We start from the raw sequence: 17500 nt of genomic DNA on the forward strand, positions 1-17500 counted from the left end.
CCCCGGACCAGCGCAAGCGCTGGACTCGGGGTCGATGAACTGCGCGATGCGCAGTTCATCGAACAGAGGCCCTGCCAAGACCACGAGCGGCTTCGCCAGCCGAGACGGCAGCGCTGCCGTACGTGCTGGGGACGCCTTCCCTGTCGACAGCGCGCATCGCGCGCTGTCGCCCCGGGTCCAGCCCCTGGCTGGTCCGGGTCCAGGGGTGGACAACCCCTGGTCGGGGTCCGGGGTGAAACCCCGGCGCGACGCCCCTACCGGCTGGCCTCGCGCAGGCAGTATCGGAGGCCGTCCTTCAGGTTTCGGAGGGTCTTTACCTCGCCCATTGCGACGCCGAGGGTCACCACGGTTTGTGCGACGGCGGGGCGGAGGCCGGTGATCACGGTCTTTGCGCCGACGAGGCTCGCGGCGCGGGCGATTGCGAGTAGACGATCGGCTGTGCTCGTATCGAGCACGGGCACGCCTGTGAGGTCGATGATCAGGAAGCGTGCCTGTAGATCGACCACGCTTCCGAGTGCGGCATCCATCATCTCGGCGGCGCGCCCGCTGTCGACCACGCCTACCACGGGCAGACAGAGCACGCCCTCCTGCACCTCCAGGATTGGCGTCGAGAGCTCCCGGATCGACGCGGCTTGCCGCTCGATGACTGCGAGCTTGTCGCGCAGATCCGCCTCGGTGTCCTTGCGCTCGGTGATGTCCACGATCGCGCTGGCGAGCCGCAACAGCTCTCCGCTCTCGCTCCAGAGCGATTGAAAGGTGCTGGCCACCCACAGGTACGTCCCGTCCCCGCGGAGCAGCCGACCTTCGAAGTACGTCTCGTCTTTGCGCGACGCGATGTGCTCGGCGAAGCGCCTCGCTGCTTGCTCGCGGTCCTCCGGGTGCACGAACGCTTCCCATGCGTGGAGCGACTTCGGCGCCTCCTCGGCTGTGATCCCGAGCAGCCGCGCGAGCCCGTCGGACACGAAGATCGGCTGCTCGGGATCGGTCGGGTTCTTTGGATCTCGGGGCACGTAATCCCAGAGGCCGTTCTTCGAGCCTCGCATGAGCAGCTCGAACCGCGCGAGGCTCTCCTCGGCCCGCGCGCGCTCCCGCTCGATCTCGGTCCGGTCGAGGGCGATGCTCAGGACCCCGCGCACCCGCCCCTCCTCGTCGGCGAGCGGCGCGTTGTGCCATTCACACACGACCGTGCGACCGTCCTTCGTGATGTTCTCCGTCGCGCCGAGGCGCCCCGAGGGGATGCGACCTTCGCGGATCGCGAACGCGGCGTCGAGCACGTGATCGCGCTGCGGCTCGGCCACGACGAGGTCGACGAGCCTTCGACCGAGCGCCTCGCTCCGCGTGAACCCGAAGATCCGCTCGGCCCCGGTGCTCCACTCCACGACCCCGCGGCCCACCTCGGTCTCGATCATCGCGATCGGGGCCCGCCGGAGGTACGCTTCGAGACGCCGCGCGGCGGTGACGGTGGCGCGCCGCGGCTGCTCGATGGTGCGCGCGCAACAAAACACGAGCCCCCGCTCGAACACGACACGCATCGTCCATTCGAGCCACTTGTACGTGTCGTCTGCGCAACGAAAGCGCGTCTCCTGCACGATCGCCCCCTGGGCCTCGACGGAGATGCGCGAGGTCCGCCGGGTCGGATCCCTGTCCTCGGGGTGCAAACGGTCTTCGAGCCGCATGCCTTCGAGCGCCTCGAGCGAGAACCCCGTCACGCGCTCCCAGGCCCCGTTCGGCTGGTACATCCGGTTGTCGGAGTCGAGGACGCAGAACAAGGCCGGGGCCTTCTCGAAAAACTCCCGCGGATCGATCCTGGGGCCTTGGGCTTGGGTTTCCATCGAAGGGTGGGCAGTCTACCAAGGGCGCGCGGAGAGGGGTGGCGGGAGAGGGGGGCCAAGGGCACAATCCGCGCCGATGCACACGGGTAGGCCGAGAGAAGCCGGAAAACGAGCGCGACGATGCCTCGTGCTCGCGCAGCTTCTCGTCGCCGGGACCGCCGCCGGGTGCAACGACGTCGCGCGCTTCTCCACGAGCCCGGGCGAGGCGTATTGCGGCGCCATCACGCTCGGCAGCCCCTTTCGCGAGGGGCTCAGCCCCCGCGTGCAGATGCGCCTGACGCTCGACGCGACCCGGCTCGACGGCGACGAATCGCCGGGCAGACTCTGGACGTTCGAGGCCGCCACGCAGACGCGGCCCGAGCGGCGGCTCTTCGACGGCGCCGCGCTCCGCCCGATCCCGCCGCTCGCGCACGATCCGCTCTCGCAGTTCGAGATGGGCGACGGTCGGGAGCGGAACACGCTCTTCGCGGTCTCGCCGAGCGAGCCCACGGCGGAGTCGATGCTCGCGTTCCTGTCCTTGCGCTCGGACGGGGGCGTCGAGGTGCGCCTCGTGCGCGCGGGCTCCGAGGATCCGACCGCGGACGAGGGACGGCGGCCGATCTTCGGCATGTTTTCGCTGGTGCGCCGGGAGGGTCAATGCGGGTTCTAGGGATCGAGACATCGTGCGACGAGACGGCCGCCGCCGTGGTGACCGAGGCGGGCGTGGTGCTCTCCGACGTCGTACGCAGCCAGGTCGAGGCGCACGCGCCTTATGGCGGCGTGGTGCCGGAGATCGCCTCGCGCGACCACGCGCGCGCCATCGTGCCGGTGATCCGCGAGGCGCTCGCGCGGGCCGGGATGAAGCCCGGCGACGTGGACGGCATCGCGGTCACGTCGCGCCCGGGCCTGCTCGGCGCGCTGCTCGTGGGTCTTTCGGCGGCGAAAGGTCTGTCCTTCACGACGGGAAAGCCGATCGTCGGCGTGGATCACCTCGTCGGGCACCTGCTCGCGGTGTTCTTGCGGCGGGGCGAGGCCGAGGCGGAAGCGCCCGTGCCGTCGTACCCGTTCATCGCGCTCCTGGCCTCGGGCGGGCACACGGCGCTCTACCGCGTGGACGCGCCGCGGCTCTCGGCGATTCGCGAGCTCGGGGCGACGCGCGACGACGCGGCGGGCGAGGCGTTCGACAAGACCGCGAAGCTGCTCGGCCTCGGCTATCCGGGCGGCCCCGTGGTGGATCGGCTGGCGGCGACGGGCGATGCTTCCCGGGCAAAGGACGCGGTGCCACGCTCGATGGCGCATCGCGAGAGCCTGGAGTTCAGCTTCTCGGGGCTGAAGGCGGCGGTCATGCGCCACGTCGCGACGCAGGGCAAGCCGCCCGAGGGGCAAGCGCTCGCGGACCTCTGCGCGGCGTTCCAGGCGTCGGTCGTGGGCACGCTCGTGGACAAGGCGGTGCGCGCAGCAAAGGTGGAGGGCGTGCCGCGGATCGTGCTCGCGGGGGGCGTCGCGGCGAACCGGGGGCTGCGGGCGCGGATGGCGGAAGTGTGCGCGCGGCAGAAGATTGCGCTGTTCGTGCCGTCGTTCGCGAGCTGCACGGACAACGCGGCGATGATCGCGTACGCGGGCGCGCTGCGGTTCGCGGCCGGGGAGGCGGACGACCTCGCCCTGGAACCGTCGACCAAGACGGCGCTGCCGCGCGTGACGCGGAAGGGGGCGGGGCTGCGGTAGGGTCCCCCCTCCCCCGCCCCTCTCCGGCGTGATAACCTGGCTCCCGTGTTCGAGACGCCGCTAGACCTCGTAGGAGCGGATCAGGATCCCTACGACGCCGACGGGATCGATCGCTCGCTCATCCGCTGGATGCTGAGCCTGTCGCCGACCGAGCGCCTCGCGGTGGCGCAGGGCTCGATCGACCTCGTCGAGAGCGTCCGCCCGCTGCCCGATGGCGCTGGCTGACATTCTCCGGACGCTCCTCCACCATCGGGTGGATTTCGTCGTCGTCGGAGGCATGGCCGCGGTGCTGCAGGGCGCGCCCGTGCATACGTTCGACATCGACATCGTTTATTCGCGCGCCGAGGACAACGTCGCGCGCCTGCTCGCCGCGTTGCGAGACCTCGACGCTGTCTTTCGCACGGATCCTCGAAGGCTCGTGCCCAACGAGTCCCACCTCCTCTCCCCCGGGCACAAGCTCCTCTCGACGCGCCACGGCGTGCTCGACGTCCTCGGCACGATCGAGGAGGACACCTCGTACGAGGATCTCCTGCCCGATGCCTTGTGGCTGGAGGTCGCGGGCGCGCCGGTCCGTGTCCTTTCTCTCGAGCGCCTCATCCAGATCAAGGAGAAGCTCACACGCCCGAAGGATCGCGCGATGCTCCTCGTGCTGAAGGCGACCCTCGAAGAGAAGCGCCGCTCGCAATGATCCGCTGGGGAGCGACACCGACGACGCCCATTGCTCCCCGCCGCGGGCCCATGCACATTGCCCTCCCGTGCCCACACCCTCCCGTCTGCGCTCCGCCCTCATCCTGACCGCGGCGCTCCTCCTCGCTGCCTGCCACAAATCCGACCCCGGACCTTCCCAGCCGGTCGCGGGGGACGACGCCGCCGCGGACATTCCTGCCGGCACCGTCTCCCTGGAGCTTCGCAACGAGCCGGTCGATTCCGTCGCCGAGAAGCTCGCGTCCGCCGCCGGCAAACCCGTCGTCATCGACGCCGACGCCCAGGCCGTCGCCCATTGCGCGCGGATCACGCTCCTCACCGGCGGCCCCGTGCCCCTTCCGAATGCGATCCGCCTCCTCCGCGAGGCCCTCGATCCGGCTGGGCTCTCGCTCGTCGAGAGCGAGGCCGGTGGCCTCGTCGTGCGGCGCGTCCCCGACAAACCCCTGCCCGCGACCTGCGCGGGTCGTACGGTCGAGCAGGCCGCGCCGCCGTCCGAGAGCGCGCAGACGCCGCCGGACGCGTCCGCGGAGAAATTCGCGGCCGGCGTGCGAAAGATTTCCGAGACCGAGTACGAGCTCACGCAAGCGTCGGCCGATCTCTTGAAGGAGGATCAGGTCGGGATGATCCGATCGGCCCGCTTCGTTCCGACGCAGAAGGACGGAAAGATCGTGGGGGTGAAGCTCTTCGGCATTCGCCCGAGCAGCGTGCTCGCGACGCTCGGGCTCCAGAATGGCGATGTCGTGATCGAGCTCGGGGGACATGCGCTCACGGGCGCCGACCTCGCGCTCGAAGCTTATTCGAAGCTCAAGGGAGCGAAGAAGGTCGAGATGACGATCGAGCGGCGCGGGGCCACGCAAAAATTCGTCTATCGCGTCGTCGAGAAATGAGCGCCCTCTCAGGCGCCGTCCTCTTCCATCACCCGGAGCAGCGCCCAGAACATCGCCTCGCCGTCCCGCTCGCGTTCGACCGTCTTTCCATGCGCGCGCGCCCATTCGAGCGCGAGCGGCAGCGGGATCCCCGCCTGCGGTTTGCCCGTGAGCTCCCCCGTCACCTTCGTGAGCACATCGCCCATCGGCGACGGCCGCGGCACGACCTCGATTCCCGGGTCGAGCGCCTCGCACAGCGCCGGATCCGTCACCGCGTTGTATTCGCGGCACGCGATCGGGCGCTCCTCGTAGATGCTGCACAGGCCACCTTCGAGGAACGGGCAATCGATCCGGAGCTCGTAATACCGCCGGCTCACATCGTCCCACGCCGCAGAGGACGTCGCCTCCTTCGAGACGAGCGCGGCCCGGCCCTTCGGCGCCTTCGGATCCACGAGGCCCGCCTCTTCGAGCCGCCCGATCGCCCGGACGAACCGCTCGCGCACCTCCGCGCGGCGCGGCTCCGGCATCGCGGCCACGACCTCCCCGAGCCGCCGCGCCTCGATCGGCGAGACCGGCACGAGCTGGCGGCAGCAATGGGTGCAGCCCTTCTGGCACGAAATGTCCTTGCCCTGCGCCCGCGCGTGCGCCGTCGAGATGGCCAGGATCGACGCCGAGAGCGACCGCGCGAGCGGCAAGAGCTCGTGCACCTGCGTGCGCCCGACCCGCACCTTGCATTCGATCTCGTGCACCTCGCCGAGCACGTCGAGGTGCACCTTCGCGTCCTCGTACGCCTTGCGCGGCCCTTTCACGGACACACCGCCGGGAGCTCGCCGAGCGAGGGCAAGAGCGTTCGATAATCGTCGTGCTTCACGCCGCCCCGCGCGTCTTGGTCGAGCTTGTAATAAAACGTCTTCGGGATCCCGGAGCTCGAATAGGCGTCCACGTCGCTCGGCATGTTCCCGAACGCGAGCTCCGGCAAGAGCCCCGTCGCCGTCTTGAGCAGGCCGAGCTCGCCCGATTTGAAGGACGCGGCGGCCCCGCCCATGCGCCCCGTGGCCGTCACCGACGTATGCACGATTCCCGGCGGAAATCCGCGCAGCGCGAGCCATTCGCGGGTCCGCGGTTCGAGCCAGTGCGGCCGCGCCGTCAGGTAGAACATGAAAAACCCGCGGCCCGAGAGCGCACGCATCACCTCCACGGCGCCCGGGTGCGTCTGGGAATGGTTGCCCGTGAGCACGTCCCCCACGAGCGCCTCTTCCTTCTCCGTCAACGTGCCGTCGATGTCCGTCACCACGATCCGCGCGCTCGGCGGCAGCACTTCGAGAAACAGCTCCGCGCTCGTCGCGTCGCCCGCGACCACCAATTTGATTCGATGCCGCCCCACGCCGAGCGGACCGTCGGGCAGGACCTGCGCGAGATTCACGAAGATCTGCCCGCCCTGGTCCGCGACGCCGAGCACCGCCGGGTGCGAGCCCTCGTCCTCGGTCGTGCGGTACGTCCCGACCTTCTCCCACGAAGCCCCACAGCCGCGGAGCAGATACACGTCGATGTCTTCGTCCTTCAGATCCTTGTCCGAAGGCCCGTACGCGAATTTCCCGAGCGCCCATTGCGGGGCGCCGGGGAGCAAGAAGAGATCCCGGCCGCGGTGCCGCGCGCCGAGCGCATTCAGCAGCCCCGAGCGATGGTGCCGGAACTCCCGCTTCGATTGCCCGGGAAACGGCGTATCACACGAGGGCCGGAGCGCGCAGGGGCCCGACGGAATCGCGGGCGCCGGCGCCTGCGCGGCAGTGGCCACGGGGCGGCTCTGCGCGGGGGCGCCCGAGCAAGCCGAAAGGGAGGCGACGAGGCCTATGGCGGCGAAGGATCGAACGAAGAAATCCACGGGGAGCCGGATGATGCCAGAAGCCGCGAGAAGCGAAAAGCGCGTCGTTCGCGCGATCGTTCAACCGGCGCCGTCGATCGCCGCCGCCTCGTCGGGCTCCAGGAAAGGCCGCACCGCCTCGATCGAATCCCGCGAGACGATGGCCTTGCCCGCCGGGGACAGGTGGACGAGGAGCTGGACGAGCGGAGGCGCCGCCTCCGTGATCGCGCTTTTCAAGGCGTCGAGATCGGGCGCGCGCTGCGCGAGCAGGACGTACGCCGCCGCCGCGCGGATCTCCGAGGTTTGTCCGAGGTCGGCCACGATCGACGGCAGCTCGGCGAGGTCGCTCGGCGCCTGTTCGCGGTAGCCCGCCCGTTTGTTGCCCGCGGCCCCGAGCGCCGCGAGCGCTTCGAGCCACGCCGAAATCGGCCGCCCCTGCCGCGCGAGCGACCGCGCCACGGGCGGCGCCGGCACGAGCCGCCCCGTGCGGCGCTGCTCGTACGATCGCAGGAGCGTCGCAGCGCTCGCATGGGCGCTCTTGCCGAGCAGCGGCACCCGCGCGAACACGCGCCCGCTCTCGTTCGTCAGGATCAACGTCGGAATGCCGCGCCAATCGGGCTCGATCTGCGCAGGGCCGAGGAGCACCCACGGGTAATACGTGACGTATTCGTCGACCGCGCAACGTACGCCGCCCTCGTCGAGCGCGACCTCCACGCGCAGAGCCCGCAAAAATGGGCCCACGAGGGTGACCGCCGCGGTGAGGAGCGTGGCCGCGACGAACACGAGCGGGATGAGGTAGAGGTCCAGGAACTCGAAGCTTCGCTGGATGACGCTGCCCCACACGACGTACGCCGCGACCACCGCCGAGGCCCCGCCGACCGTGAAGGCCCGCCGGACGGGCTCCGCGGGGAGCCCCGTCGGCCGGAGCGAGGGCGCGCAGAGCCCCTCTCGATGGTGGAGGCTCGTGTCCCGCGCGCGAGACGGAATGCCGTCGAACAGCAAGGGAAGGGCTCGACTACCGCCCGAGGTTGACCTTCGGCCGCCCGGTCGGCCCGACCGGCGCGCCCTTCGCGGCTTCCTTCTTCGGCTCCGCCTTGGCGTCCTTCTTCGCCGGCGCCTTTCGCACCTCGACGCCGCCGAGATCCAGCGCCGCGAGCTCCTTCTCCACGACGGCCGCGTCCCCGACCACGATCACGCGCATCTGATCGGGCCGGAGGTACTTCTCGGCCACCCGCTTCACGTCCTCCGCGCTGATCTTCGAGATGCGCGACGGGCGCGTGGCGAGCTCGTCGAGCGGGAGGCCCTGCACCGAAAGCGACGCGAGCGTCCCCGCCGTCTCCCCGGCCGTCTCGAAGCGCGCCGGCAGCTGCCGCACGAGGTTCGCCTTCGCGTCGGCGAGATCCTCCGCGGACACGAGCTCCTTCCGCAGCCGCTCGATCTCCGCGAAGATCTCCTTCACGGCCGGGGCGGTCGCGGGCGTCATGATCGCCCCGCCCGCGGTGAAGGGCCCGGAGCCGTGGCGCATGTCGAAGCCGCTCCGCGCGCCGTACGTGTAGGCGTGCTTCTCGCGCAGGTTCAGGTTGAGCCGGCTCGTGAACTGCCCGCCGAGCAGGGTATTCATGACCATCAGGGCGTCGAAATCCGGGTTTTTCCGGGGCACGCCCGCGAGGGTCACGGCGACGTACGATTGCGTGGCGCCCGGACGATCCACGAGGAAGACCCGCTTCTCGCCCTTGCCCACGGCCGGGGGATCCTTCGGCGTTTTCGCCGGGGTCCCTTGGCCCTTCCACGCGGCAAAGCTCTTCTCGACGAGCGCGAGGGCCGCGGCCTTGTCGATGTTGCCCGCGATCGTGACCGTCGTGTGCTCCGGCCGGAAGAGCGCCGCGTGCTGGCGCGCGAGATCCGCGGGCTTGATCGCCTTGACGGACGCCTCGGTGCCGATGAGCGGCTCACGATACGGATGCCCGGCGGGGTAGAGCCGCTCGGTGATGGCGTTCTGGAGGAGCACGCCGGGCTGATCGGCCTGCTGCAGGATCGACGTGAGCCGCCGCGCGCGCTCGCGCTCGAGCTCCGCCGGATCGAAGGCCGGGTTCAGCACGACGTCCGCGAGGATCGCGAAGAGCTCGGGCGCCTTTTCGCGGAGCGCTTGCGCCGTCAGGCCCACGCCGTCGTGATCGGCCCAGGCCCCGTACCGCGCGCCGATCGCGCCGAGCTCCTCCGAGAGCTTGATGGCCGATCGCTGCTTCGTGCCGGAGAGCATCATGGACGCCATGGTGCTCGTGAGCCCCGAGGCGGGCTCCTGCTCCGCGCCCCGGTTCACCACGATGTTCACCGCGACGACGGGCATCTCGCGCCGCATCACGTAGAGCACGCGCAGGCCGTTCGAGAGGCGTGCCTCGTCGATCTTCGGCGCGATGAAGGGCATGTCGCCCCCCGATTGCGGCGGGGTCTTCCGGAACGAGGGATCCTCGGGCGGAGGCGCGGCCGCCTCTTTCGGCGCTTGCTGCGTGGCGCCGGGCTCCGGCGGGGGATCCGGCGGCGGGGGCACCACGGGCGCGGGCGTCTGGCATGCGGCGAGCGAGAAAAGCGAGAGGCCGAGCAAGGCCCCGATCTGCGAGCGGCGAGCGAGCTTCTTCACGGCATCCCTCCCACGAGGCGACCGGCGCGCGGCGCGTCCGCGACGGGACGCACGAACGTGACGACACGTTTGTCCTTCGGCAGGTACGTCGCGAGCGCCTTCGTGACGTCGGCGGGCGAGACCTTCTCGTACCGGGCGAGGTCTTTCTCGAAAAACCCGGGATCCCCGGTGCGTCGATTGTAGTTGTTCAAGAGATCGGCGCGGCCCGTGACGCGCTCGGCGCTGAAGACGAGCCCCGAGAGCGCGCGCGTCTTGGCCCGATCCACCTCCGCGGCGTCGGGCGCCGCTGTGCGCAGCTTGTCGAGCTCCTCGTCGACGACCTTGAAGGCCTCGTCGGGGTTCTTGTCCTTCGCGAGGGTGACCGTGATCTCGAAGACGCTGCCGAGCTCGGCGGACTCCTGCGACGCCGTCACGCTCTGGGCGATCTGCATGTCGTAGACGAGCCGTTTGTAGAGCCGGCTCGATTTGCCGCTCGCGAGCACGTCGGAGACCACGTCGAGCTCGGCGTCACCGGGCGCGAAATGGGGCGGCGTGGTCCAGGAGATCACGATCCGCGGCAGCGTGACGCCGGCCTCGACGTCGAGGCGGGTCTGCTTCGTGAGCGGCGAGGGCACGGGCCCGCGAATGGGCTTCGCGTCGGCCCCGCGCGAAAGGCCCCCGAAATACTTGGCGACGAGCTCCTTCGCCTTCGCCGGCTGGAAATCGCCCGCGATGACGAGGGTCGCGTTGTTCGGCACGTAGTACCGCTTGAAGAACGCGCGCACGTCGTCGAACGTCGCGCCGTCGAGGTCCTGCGGCGTGCCGATCGTGAGCCTGTGATAAGGGTGCGTGGGCGGGAAGAGCGCGGAGCGCACGAACTGTCGCACGAGGCCGTACGGGGCGTTCTCGTAGTTCTGCCGGCGCTCGTTTTTCACGACCTCGCGCTGGCTCTTGAACGTCTCCTCGTTGGCGTGGTCGAGGAGGAAGCCCATGCGATCGCTCTCGAGCCAGAGCGCGAGGCCGAGCTCGCCGGACGGTACGGTCTCGTAGTAGTTCGTCCGGTCCGTGTTCGTCGTGCCGTTCCTGTCGCTCGCGCCGGCGCGCTCGAGGTAGCGGAAGAACTGGTCCTCGCCGACGTTGCGCGAGCCCTGGAACATCACGTGCTCGAAGAGGTGCGCGAACCCGTTCTTCCCGGGCCCCTCGTCCTTGGATCCCACGTGGTACCAGACGTTCACCGCGACCACGGGCGTACGGTGATCCTCGTGCAGGATCACCTCGAGGCCGTTCGAAAGGACATACTTCTCGAACGGCAGAGACACGCGCATGCCCGGGGCCGCGGCGGGCGCGGGGGCGGGCGGCGTGGGGGCGGCCACCTGGGCCAGAGAGAGGCCCGTCGGCACGGCGAGCAAGGCGAGGGACACGAGCCCGAAGGCGGCCCTCCTCGGTGATCGGCGCAGCATCGCGGCCCTTGTAGCAAATTCTCGGGCCCGCGGCCCTCGGGATCCGCGCCCTCCCGGCCTTCCGGGAACTCCGCACAGCAAGCTGTTGTCGCGCTCCGAAGACCAGCCTAAGCCAGGCACAACGAGAGCGAGATACCCATGCGAAGGCTCTTTCCTCTGTTTCTTCTCGTCGCCATGGCCGGATGCAGCGCGAGCGCCGCGTCCCCGACCCCCGGCCCCCAGACGCCCGCGGACACGGGCAAAGAACCCCCCACCCCCGACACCTCGAAGACGTCCCCGCCCGACACGACCGATAAGGCGGAGCCCAAGCCGAAGCCCGACCAGGCCAAGCCCGCAGGCGGCGACAAGGCAGCCTTCCGCGAGGAGGAGCTCACCGAGCCGAAGTTCGATCTCGTGATCACGCCCCTGCCCGCGGCCCCGAAAGGCCTCGCCGCGGCGCCCAAGGCCTGCGACGCGTTCGTGAAGCGAAAGCCCGCGGCCACGCCCGTGTGCGCCGAGCGGGCGCAAGCGCTCGAAGCCCTCGACAAAGCCCTCGCCGAGGGGAACGCGGACAAACGCGACGCGGCCCTCGCGGGCCTGGAGTCGTGCGGAGGCCTGCCGCCGGGTCTGACACGCGCGCTCCGCGCCGAGCTCGCGCCCACCGCGTGCGCCGACGTGATCCTGGAGCCCGTGATCGCCGCGCCTCCGAAGGGGATCGACGGCGGCGTTTACACCACGATGCGTGGCCTCGCGACGGCAGCGCGGCTCTCGCGCGCCGGCGACGCGCCTCCCAAGATCACGGCGCCCTACGACAAGAAGAAGCTCGTCGCGTTCATCAACGGGCCGATGAAGGACTGGGTCGCCGAGCAGGCGACGGCCATCCAGGCGCTCTCGAACGAGGGCGCGGGCCTGCGCTACTACGCGCGCGGCGTCGCGGCCATCGAGGCCGGCATGGCCGATCTGCGGCTCGTCGAGGCCGTCCGCGCGGTGCCGCTGTCGCCCGAGCTCGCGAAGGACGCCGAGGCCCGGAACATCTACTACGCCGAGCTCGATCAGACGCTCGACCCGCGCAAGGATCGCGGTCGCGACGCCGTGCTCGTGGGCCTGCGAGACCTCGCGGCCGTGGGCGTCCTGCGCGACGCGCGAATCGATCGCGCCCGCGCGCTGCTCTCGCGCCTCTACGGCGGCCGGCGCATCGACGCGCTCGACGGGCTCGTCGTGCCGCCGCTGCCGAAAGCCGCGCCCGCGGACGCGACCGAGAGGCTCGCGACGAAGCTGCCCACGTTCTACGCAGGACAGCTCTTGCCGAAGGACGCCGCGACGAAGCCCGGCGTGCTGCGCGCCCTCATCGAGCGCGGCGTGCCGCTCTCGTATCGCGCCGCGTTGAAGAACGAGAAGCTCGCCGATGACGCGCGTCGCATGTATGCGCGTGCACGCGTCGAGCTCGGCCGTGTCTACCTGCGCGCGGTCGATTTCGATCAAGCGGCGGCGCTGTACGCGGGCCTGCCCGAGGGAGCTCGCACGGACGAGGACGCGTTTTTCTCGGCGCTCGTCGCCGCGCTGCGCAACGGGCCGGAGGACGCGGCCACGATGGTCCGATCGGCGCCCGTGTCGATGCTCGGCATGGGGCAGATCGCCGGCCTCGACGCGGTCGCGAAGGCGAAAGGCCCCTTCGCGGGCGCCGCGGCCTTCGACGCCGCGCTCATCAAGCAGATCACGGCCCCCATCGGCGCGGACGCGGCTTATTTCCGTGACGTCGCCGCCCGATTCCGCGAGGCCGCGTCCCTGCTCACCGACGCCGCGCAGCGCAAGGCCGCCGAGGACCGCGCCAAAGCCGCCGAGGCCACCGCGAGCGCCATTCACTGACGCGCTTTCCCTCCCGATTCTGTCCCGCGTCCGCAAAGGCCGTCCCCACGCGAATTTGTAGTGCTTTCGCGGGGAGCGAAGACGATTACGCACGCTGCTTCGTTGACGCGACGTTGACGCGAACGTGACGGGCTCGATACCGTACGAGGCCCCTCGCTTACACGCGGCCCGACGTTTCCACCCGCGATTGGGTCGGACCGCGCGTGGTGCGTCCCAGGAAACCTTTCGTGGAATCGACAGCGTCCCACCGCAATGCGACGCCGCCCGCCGCGGCGCACCCGAATGACGTAGCGTTTCACCGTCTCGAAGGCGCGATGCTCCGCGTCGCGGCCGGCGGCGCGCCCGAGTTGGTCCTTGTGGGCGGCGGCACTGGCGCCGCCCGCGCCGAGCTCCTGCGCTCGTTCTGCGAGAGCGCGATCGGGCAGTGCACGCTCGTGCTCTCCGGCGAGGGCAACCTGATCCACGCGGGCGACCCCTACGGTCCGCTCGTCTCCGCGCTCCGCCGTGTGGCCCCGACGCTCGGCCAGGAGCCCGGCTCCCTCGGTCCGCTGCTCCGACAGCGCGTCGAGGAGGCCATGCTCGGCAACGGCCGGTTGCTCCTCGACCTCTGCCCGGCGCTCGCCTCCTTCGTGCCGGACGCTCGTCCCGCCGAACCCCTGCCCCCCGCGTTCGCCGACGAACGCACGACCACGACCCTGCTCCGCCTGTTCGCGGCGCTCGCCGTGCCCGAGCGTCCGATCGTGCTCGCGCTCTCGCACATCGACGCGGCCGACGCCGCGACGTTACGCCTCCTCACGCGCCTCCTGCAGAGCACGGAGTGTCGGTACTTGCTGATCGCCGCCACGTTCTCGGACGGCGCGCAGCCGGCCTGGAAGGAGACGCTCGGGCCGTGGCTCCAGGCGAGCAGCGGGCCCCGCGTCGACACGCTTCACCTCGGCCCGCAGGACGACGCGGAGATGAAGGCGAGGCGCGCCGCTGTCGCGGTCCTCCCGGAGCCAGCGCGCCTTGCGCTCGCGGCCGCCGCCAGCGTCGGCCCGACGGCCGCTCTCGAGGTCGTCGCGGCCGCGCTGGGCACGACCCCGGACGAGGCCGCCGCGCGCCTCGCGCCCGCCGAGGCGGCCCGTCTCCTCGGCCGCGAGGGCGCCGCGTACGTCTTCGCCGACGCGCTCGCCGCGCGCGACCTCCGGCGCGAAGCCACGAAAGGCGACCCCGCGCTCCTCGCCGCGAACCACCTGCGCATCGGCATCTTTCTCACCCGCGGGATGGGCGAGGACGAGCCGAATGCGCGGCTCTACGAGGCGGCCGGGCACATCCTGCTCGGCCGAACCGAGGCCTGCCGCGCGACGACGCTCACGGCCCGGGAGAGGGCGCGGCTCTGCACGATCACGTTCGCCGCCGCCCGGCGCGCGCGGGCCGCGGGGGCATCGAGCGTCGCGGCCGACTACCTCGGCGTGGCGGGCGAGCTGCTCGAAGGCCACGACGCCCCCGCGGAGCTCCCGCCCGACCTCGCCTGGAAAATCCTCCTCGCGCAGGCCGAGTGCGCCGCGAAACGCGGCGATCGGCACGCGACCGAGTCCCGCGTCGCCGAGCTCCGGCGGCGCGCGCGAAACGAGCAGGAAGGACAAACCGCCGCGCGGATCCTCATCGATCTGCACGCCGGTCTCGGCGAGCACGAGCAGGCCTATGCCTGCGCCGCGTCCTGCCTCACGCCCCTCGGCGTGCGCCTGCCCGAGGGGCCGGGCCCCGACGACGTCGCGGCGGCGTTCGAGGCGACCTGGAATGCGCTGGGGGACCACGCGATCGAGGAGATCGCCGACCTCGAGCCCATGACGAACCCCGAAGCGCTCGCGGCCATGGCGGCGCTCTTCGCGGTCCATCCGTCGGCGCAGGCGCTCGGACCGGACGTCGCCGACATCGTCACGTGCCACCTCGTCCGGCTTTCGCTCCTCCACGGCAATGCGCCCGCGTCCGTGGTGGGGCACGTCTCGTTCGGCGCGGCGCTCGTGGGTCGGCGCGGCGATCACCGGGGCGGCTACCGCTTCGGCAAGGTGGCGATGGATCTCGCCGATCAGATGGGCTCGGCGCTGCTCCAGGGCATCGTCGGCGCGTGCTTCGCCACGAACATCTCCGTCTGGACGCACCACCTGCGCGCGAGCATCGCCTATTCGCGGCGCGCGCACGCGGCGGCCCTCTCCTCCGGCAACACCCCGTGCGCGCGGCGCAGCGGCGCCCTCGTCGCGCTCTTCATGCTCCTCAAAGGCGACACGCTCGATGACGTCGCCCGCGAGGTGCGAAACCACGAGGAGGCGCGGCGCGATCCGCACGATCCCGAAGGCATCGGCGAGCTGCTCGACGCGATCGAGCGATTCGTGGGACAACAAAAGGGTCGCGCCGCGCCGCCGCCCGCGCGTCGCGACGATCTCACGCCCGAGCCGAACCTCGGCACCCGCCGCCCCCCGGCGCCGATGCGCTTCGGCACGCTCGCGCGGCGCGTGCTCGACGTCGGCGCCCTCGTCCTCGCCGGCGAGAACGACGAGGCGCTCCACGCGAGCGCCTCGCTCCGGGCCCACGCCCCCGCGTTCGCCTCGCAGGTCCTTCTTCCGGAGGAGCGTTATTTCGCGGCCCTCGCCGAGGCCGGCCGCCGCGCGCCCGCGACGCTCGCCGCCCGCCTCTCCACGCTCGACGAGCTCGCCGCCGACCTCGAGCGCTGGGCGGACCGTTGCCCCGAGAACTTCCAGCACAAGCACGCCCTCGTCCTCGCCGAGCGCAGCCGCCTCGCCGGCCGCGACGTCGACGCGATGCGCCTCTACGACCAGGCCATCGCCGCCGCCCGCGACAACGGCTTCACCCACGGCGAGGCCCTCGCCGCCGACGCCGCCGTGCGGTTTTACCTGGACCGCGGCTTCCCCACGATCGCCGCGGCGTACCTGCGCCTCGCGCGCGCCGCGTACGCCCGCTGGGGCGCGGGCGGCAAGGTCGAGAAGCTCGATCGACGCTACGCCAAGCTCTTCGAGGATGCGGCCACGGGCACGACGAAGCCCCCGCTCCGCGGCGCATCGAGCCTCGACATCGACGTCCTCGCCGCGGTCCAGACCGCGCACGCCGTCTCCGAGGAGATCGTCCCGCAGCGCCTCATCGTGACGCTCATGCGGATCGTCATCGAGCACGGCGGAGCCCAGCGCTGTCACGTGCTGCTCGCGACGGAGGCCGGCGCGCTCTCCCACGCGGGCCGAGCGATCGTCACGTCGCAGGGTCTCGACATCGAGGTCCCCGGCGGCCGCGCCCGTGATCTCTCCACGCTCTTGCCCGAGTCCGTGATCGGCTACGTCCGCCGCACGCGCGAGCCGATCCTGCTCGACGACGCCACGGCCGAGCCGATGTTCTCGGCCGATCCCTACATCGCCCGCGCCCGCCCGCGCTCGGTCCTCTGCATGCCCATCACCCGGCAAGCGGAGCTCATCGGTCTGTTCTACATGGAGAACAACCTCGTCCCGGGCGCGTTCACCCCGCGGCGTCTCTCGCTGCTCGAGTTCCTCGCCGCGCAAGCCGCGATCTCCCTCGATCACGCCAAGCTCTACGCCGATCTCGCCCGCGAGAACACCGAGCGAAGGCGCACCGAGCAGACGCTCCGTCGCAGCGAGGAGCGCATGCGCCGCCTCGTCGAGATCGCCGGCGTGATCCCCTGGGAGGCCGACGCCGAGACGGAGCGCTTCACCTACGTGGGTCCACAAGCCGAGGAGGGGCTCGGCTGGCCCACGAGCGCCTGGTACAAGGCAAACTTCCTCCGAGACCACGCGCACCCCGAGGATCGAGACCTCGCCCTCGCAGCCTTCACCCGCGCCTCCGCCGACGAGAACCCCGGCGGCGTCGAGTACCGTCTGCGAACCAAGGACGGTCGCGACGTGTGGCTGCACATGGTCGTCAGCGTCGCCGAGCGCGAAGGCGGGCAAAGGCTCCTGTCAGGCTTCTTCTTCGACGTGACGGCGCGCAAGCACGCCGAGGAGACGCTGCGCGAGCAGCTCGAGATCATCCACCGCCAACGCGAGGACATCCGCACACTCTCGACACCGCTGCTCGACGTGTGGGACGGGGTCGTGGCGATGCCCGTGCTCGGCGCCCTCGACGAGTCCCGCGCAGCAAGAGCCATGGACGTCCTGCTCGGCACAATCACGCAGCGCACCGTGCACTGCGCCATCCTGGACCTCACGGGCGTTGCGAGCGTCGACGCAGTGACAGCCGAGCACCTGCTCCGAATCGTGCGCGCCGTCGAGCTGCTCGGCGCACGCGCACTCATCGTGGGCATCCAGCCCGAAGTCGCACGCACGATCGTCTCCCTCGGCATCGCCCTCGGCCGCGTCGAAACCCGCGCCACGCTGAAAGACGCACTCCAAAACCTGCGCCTCCCCTCCCCCCACGGCATGCGCACAGCCGAGAAGAACCCGCGGCGCCTCGCAGCACTCGGGCGCATGCCCGAGTGAGGGATGCGCGGGGCTTTGCCCCGCACCCCAGCAGGGGGCTGTCCGCCCCCTGCACCCCGGACCAGCGCAAGCGCTGGACTCGGGGTCGATGAACTGCGCGATGCGCAGTTCATCGAACAGGCCGTGGCAAGA

Annotated in this window: 13 protein-coding genes; 7 read left to right on the forward strand and 6 right to left on the reverse strand. The window is 71.0% G+C overall.

Annotated elements, in window-relative coordinates:
• Window positions 1-254 precede the first annotated feature (254 nt).
• Window positions 255-1832 carry a PAS domain S-box protein gene (locus QHF83_RS50835; protein WP_282425421.1) on the reverse strand — a complete coding sequence of 526 codons (1578 nt, stop codon included), beginning with the start codon at window positions 1830-1832 and terminating at the stop codon, window positions 255-257.
• Between the two features lie 127 nt (window positions 1833-1959).
• Between QHF83_RS50835 and QHF83_RS50840 the strand changes: the two genes are divergently transcribed.
• The 5 genes from QHF83_RS50840 (at window position 1960) to QHF83_RS50860 (ending at window position 5128) form a co-directional block, all read left to right on the forward strand.
• Complete coding sequence (locus QHF83_RS50840; RefSeq protein WP_282425422.1) at window positions 1960-2481, forward strand: hypothetical protein; 522 nt, start codon at window positions 1960-1962, stop codon at window positions 2479-2481.
• Window positions 2469-3536, forward strand: a complete 1068-nt coding sequence (tsaD, locus tag QHF83_RS50845) for a tRNA (adenosine(37)-N6)-threonylcarbamoyltransferase complex transferase subunit TsaD (RefSeq protein WP_282425423.1) — start codon at window positions 2469-2471, stop codon at window positions 3534-3536. Before QHF83_RS50840 ends, tsaD begins: the two co-directional genes overlap by 13 nt.
• Before the next feature lie 45 nt (window positions 3537-3581).
• Complete coding sequence (locus QHF83_RS50850) at window positions 3582-3761, forward strand: hypothetical protein (protein WP_282425424.1); 180 nt, start codon at window positions 3582-3584, stop codon at window positions 3759-3761.
• A complete protein-coding gene (locus QHF83_RS50855; protein ID WP_282425425.1) occupies window positions 3748-4224 on the forward strand; it encodes a DUF6036 family nucleotidyltransferase in 477 nt (158 codons plus the stop codon). The genes QHF83_RS50850 and QHF83_RS50855 overlap by 14 nt, the downstream gene beginning before the upstream one ends.
• Before the next feature lie 67 nt (window positions 4225-4291).
• Complete coding sequence (locus QHF83_RS50860; protein ID WP_282425426.1) at window positions 4292-5128, forward strand: hypothetical protein; 837 nt, start codon at window positions 4292-4294, stop codon at window positions 5126-5128.
• A gap of 8 nt (window positions 5129-5136) precedes the next feature.
• Here QHF83_RS50860 and QHF83_RS50865 read toward each other — a convergent pair whose 3' ends face one another.
• The 5 genes from QHF83_RS50865 to QHF83_RS50885 are packed head-to-tail and all read right to left on the reverse strand — an operon-like array spanning window position 5137 to window position 11045.
• Window positions 5137-5922, reverse strand: a complete 786-nt coding sequence (locus QHF83_RS50865; RefSeq protein ID WP_282425427.1) for a YkgJ family cysteine cluster protein — start codon at window positions 5920-5922, stop codon at window positions 5137-5139.
• Window positions 5913-6989 carry a phosphatidylinositol transfer protein gene (locus tag QHF83_RS50870; RefSeq protein ID WP_282425428.1) on the reverse strand — a complete coding sequence of 359 codons (1077 nt, stop codon included), beginning with the start codon at window positions 6987-6989 and terminating at the stop codon, window positions 5913-5915. Before QHF83_RS50870 ends, QHF83_RS50865 begins: the two co-directional genes overlap by 10 nt.
• A 60-nt stretch (window positions 6990-7049) precedes the next feature.
• Complete coding sequence (locus QHF83_RS50875) at window positions 7050-7970, reverse strand: hypothetical protein (RefSeq protein WP_282425429.1); 921 nt, start codon at window positions 7968-7970, stop codon at window positions 7050-7052.
• A 13-nt stretch (window positions 7971-7983) separates the two neighbouring features.
• Window positions 7984-9606: a pitrilysin family protein gene (locus tag QHF83_RS50880; RefSeq protein ID WP_282425430.1), complete on the reverse strand. Its 1623-nt coding sequence runs from the start codon at window positions 9604-9606 to the stop codon at window positions 7984-7986.
• The gene (locus QHF83_RS50885; protein WP_282425431.1) at window positions 9603-11045 is read right to left on the reverse strand and encodes a pitrilysin family protein; all 1443 of its coding nucleotides are present in this window, start codon (window positions 11043-11045) and stop codon (window positions 9603-9605) included. Before QHF83_RS50885 ends, QHF83_RS50880 begins: the two co-directional genes overlap by 4 nt.
• 138 nt (window positions 11046-11183) lie before the next feature.
• On the opposite strand from QHF83_RS50885, the gene QHF83_RS50890 reads away from it, so the two are divergent.
• Window positions 11184-12890 (forward strand): hypothetical protein, encoded by a 1707-nt coding sequence (locus QHF83_RS50890; protein WP_282425432.1) that lies wholly within the window; start codon window positions 11184-11186, stop codon window positions 12888-12890.
• 227 nt (window positions 12891-13117) lie between these two features.
• The gene (locus tag QHF83_RS50895) at window positions 13118-17368 is read left to right on the forward strand and encodes a GAF domain-containing protein (RefSeq protein WP_282425433.1); all 4251 of its coding nucleotides are present in this window, start codon (window positions 13118-13120) and stop codon (window positions 17366-17368) included.
• Window positions 17369-17500: the final 132 nt, after the last annotated feature.

It is taken from the genome of Polyangium sp. 15x6, assembly GCF_029960785.1.
Classification (GTDB): Bacteria; Myxococcota_A; Polyangia; order Polyangiales; family Polyangiaceae; genus Polyangium.

Bases quoted from the DNA above. Each gene is read 5' to 3' on its own strand.
- QHF83_RS50890 (WP_282425432.1), top strand. From the start codon at position 11,184: ATGCGAAGGCTCTTTCCTCTGTTTCTTCTCGTCGCCATGGCCGGATGC.
- tsaD (WP_282425423.1), top strand. From the start codon at position 2,469: ATGCGGGTTCTAGGGATCGAGACATCGTGCGACGAGACGGCCGCCGCC.
- QHF83_RS50835 (WP_282425421.1), bottom strand. From the start codon at position 1,832: ATGGAAACCCAAGCCCAAGGCCCCAGGATCGATCCGCGGGAGTTTTTC.
- QHF83_RS50855 (WP_282425425.1), top strand. From the start codon at position 3,748: ATGGCGCTGGCTGACATTCTCCGGACGCTCCTCCACCATCGGGTGGAT.
- QHF83_RS50885 (WP_282425431.1), bottom strand. From the start codon at position 11,045: ATGCTGCGCCGATCACCGAGGAGGGCCGCCTTCGGGCTCGTGTCCCTC.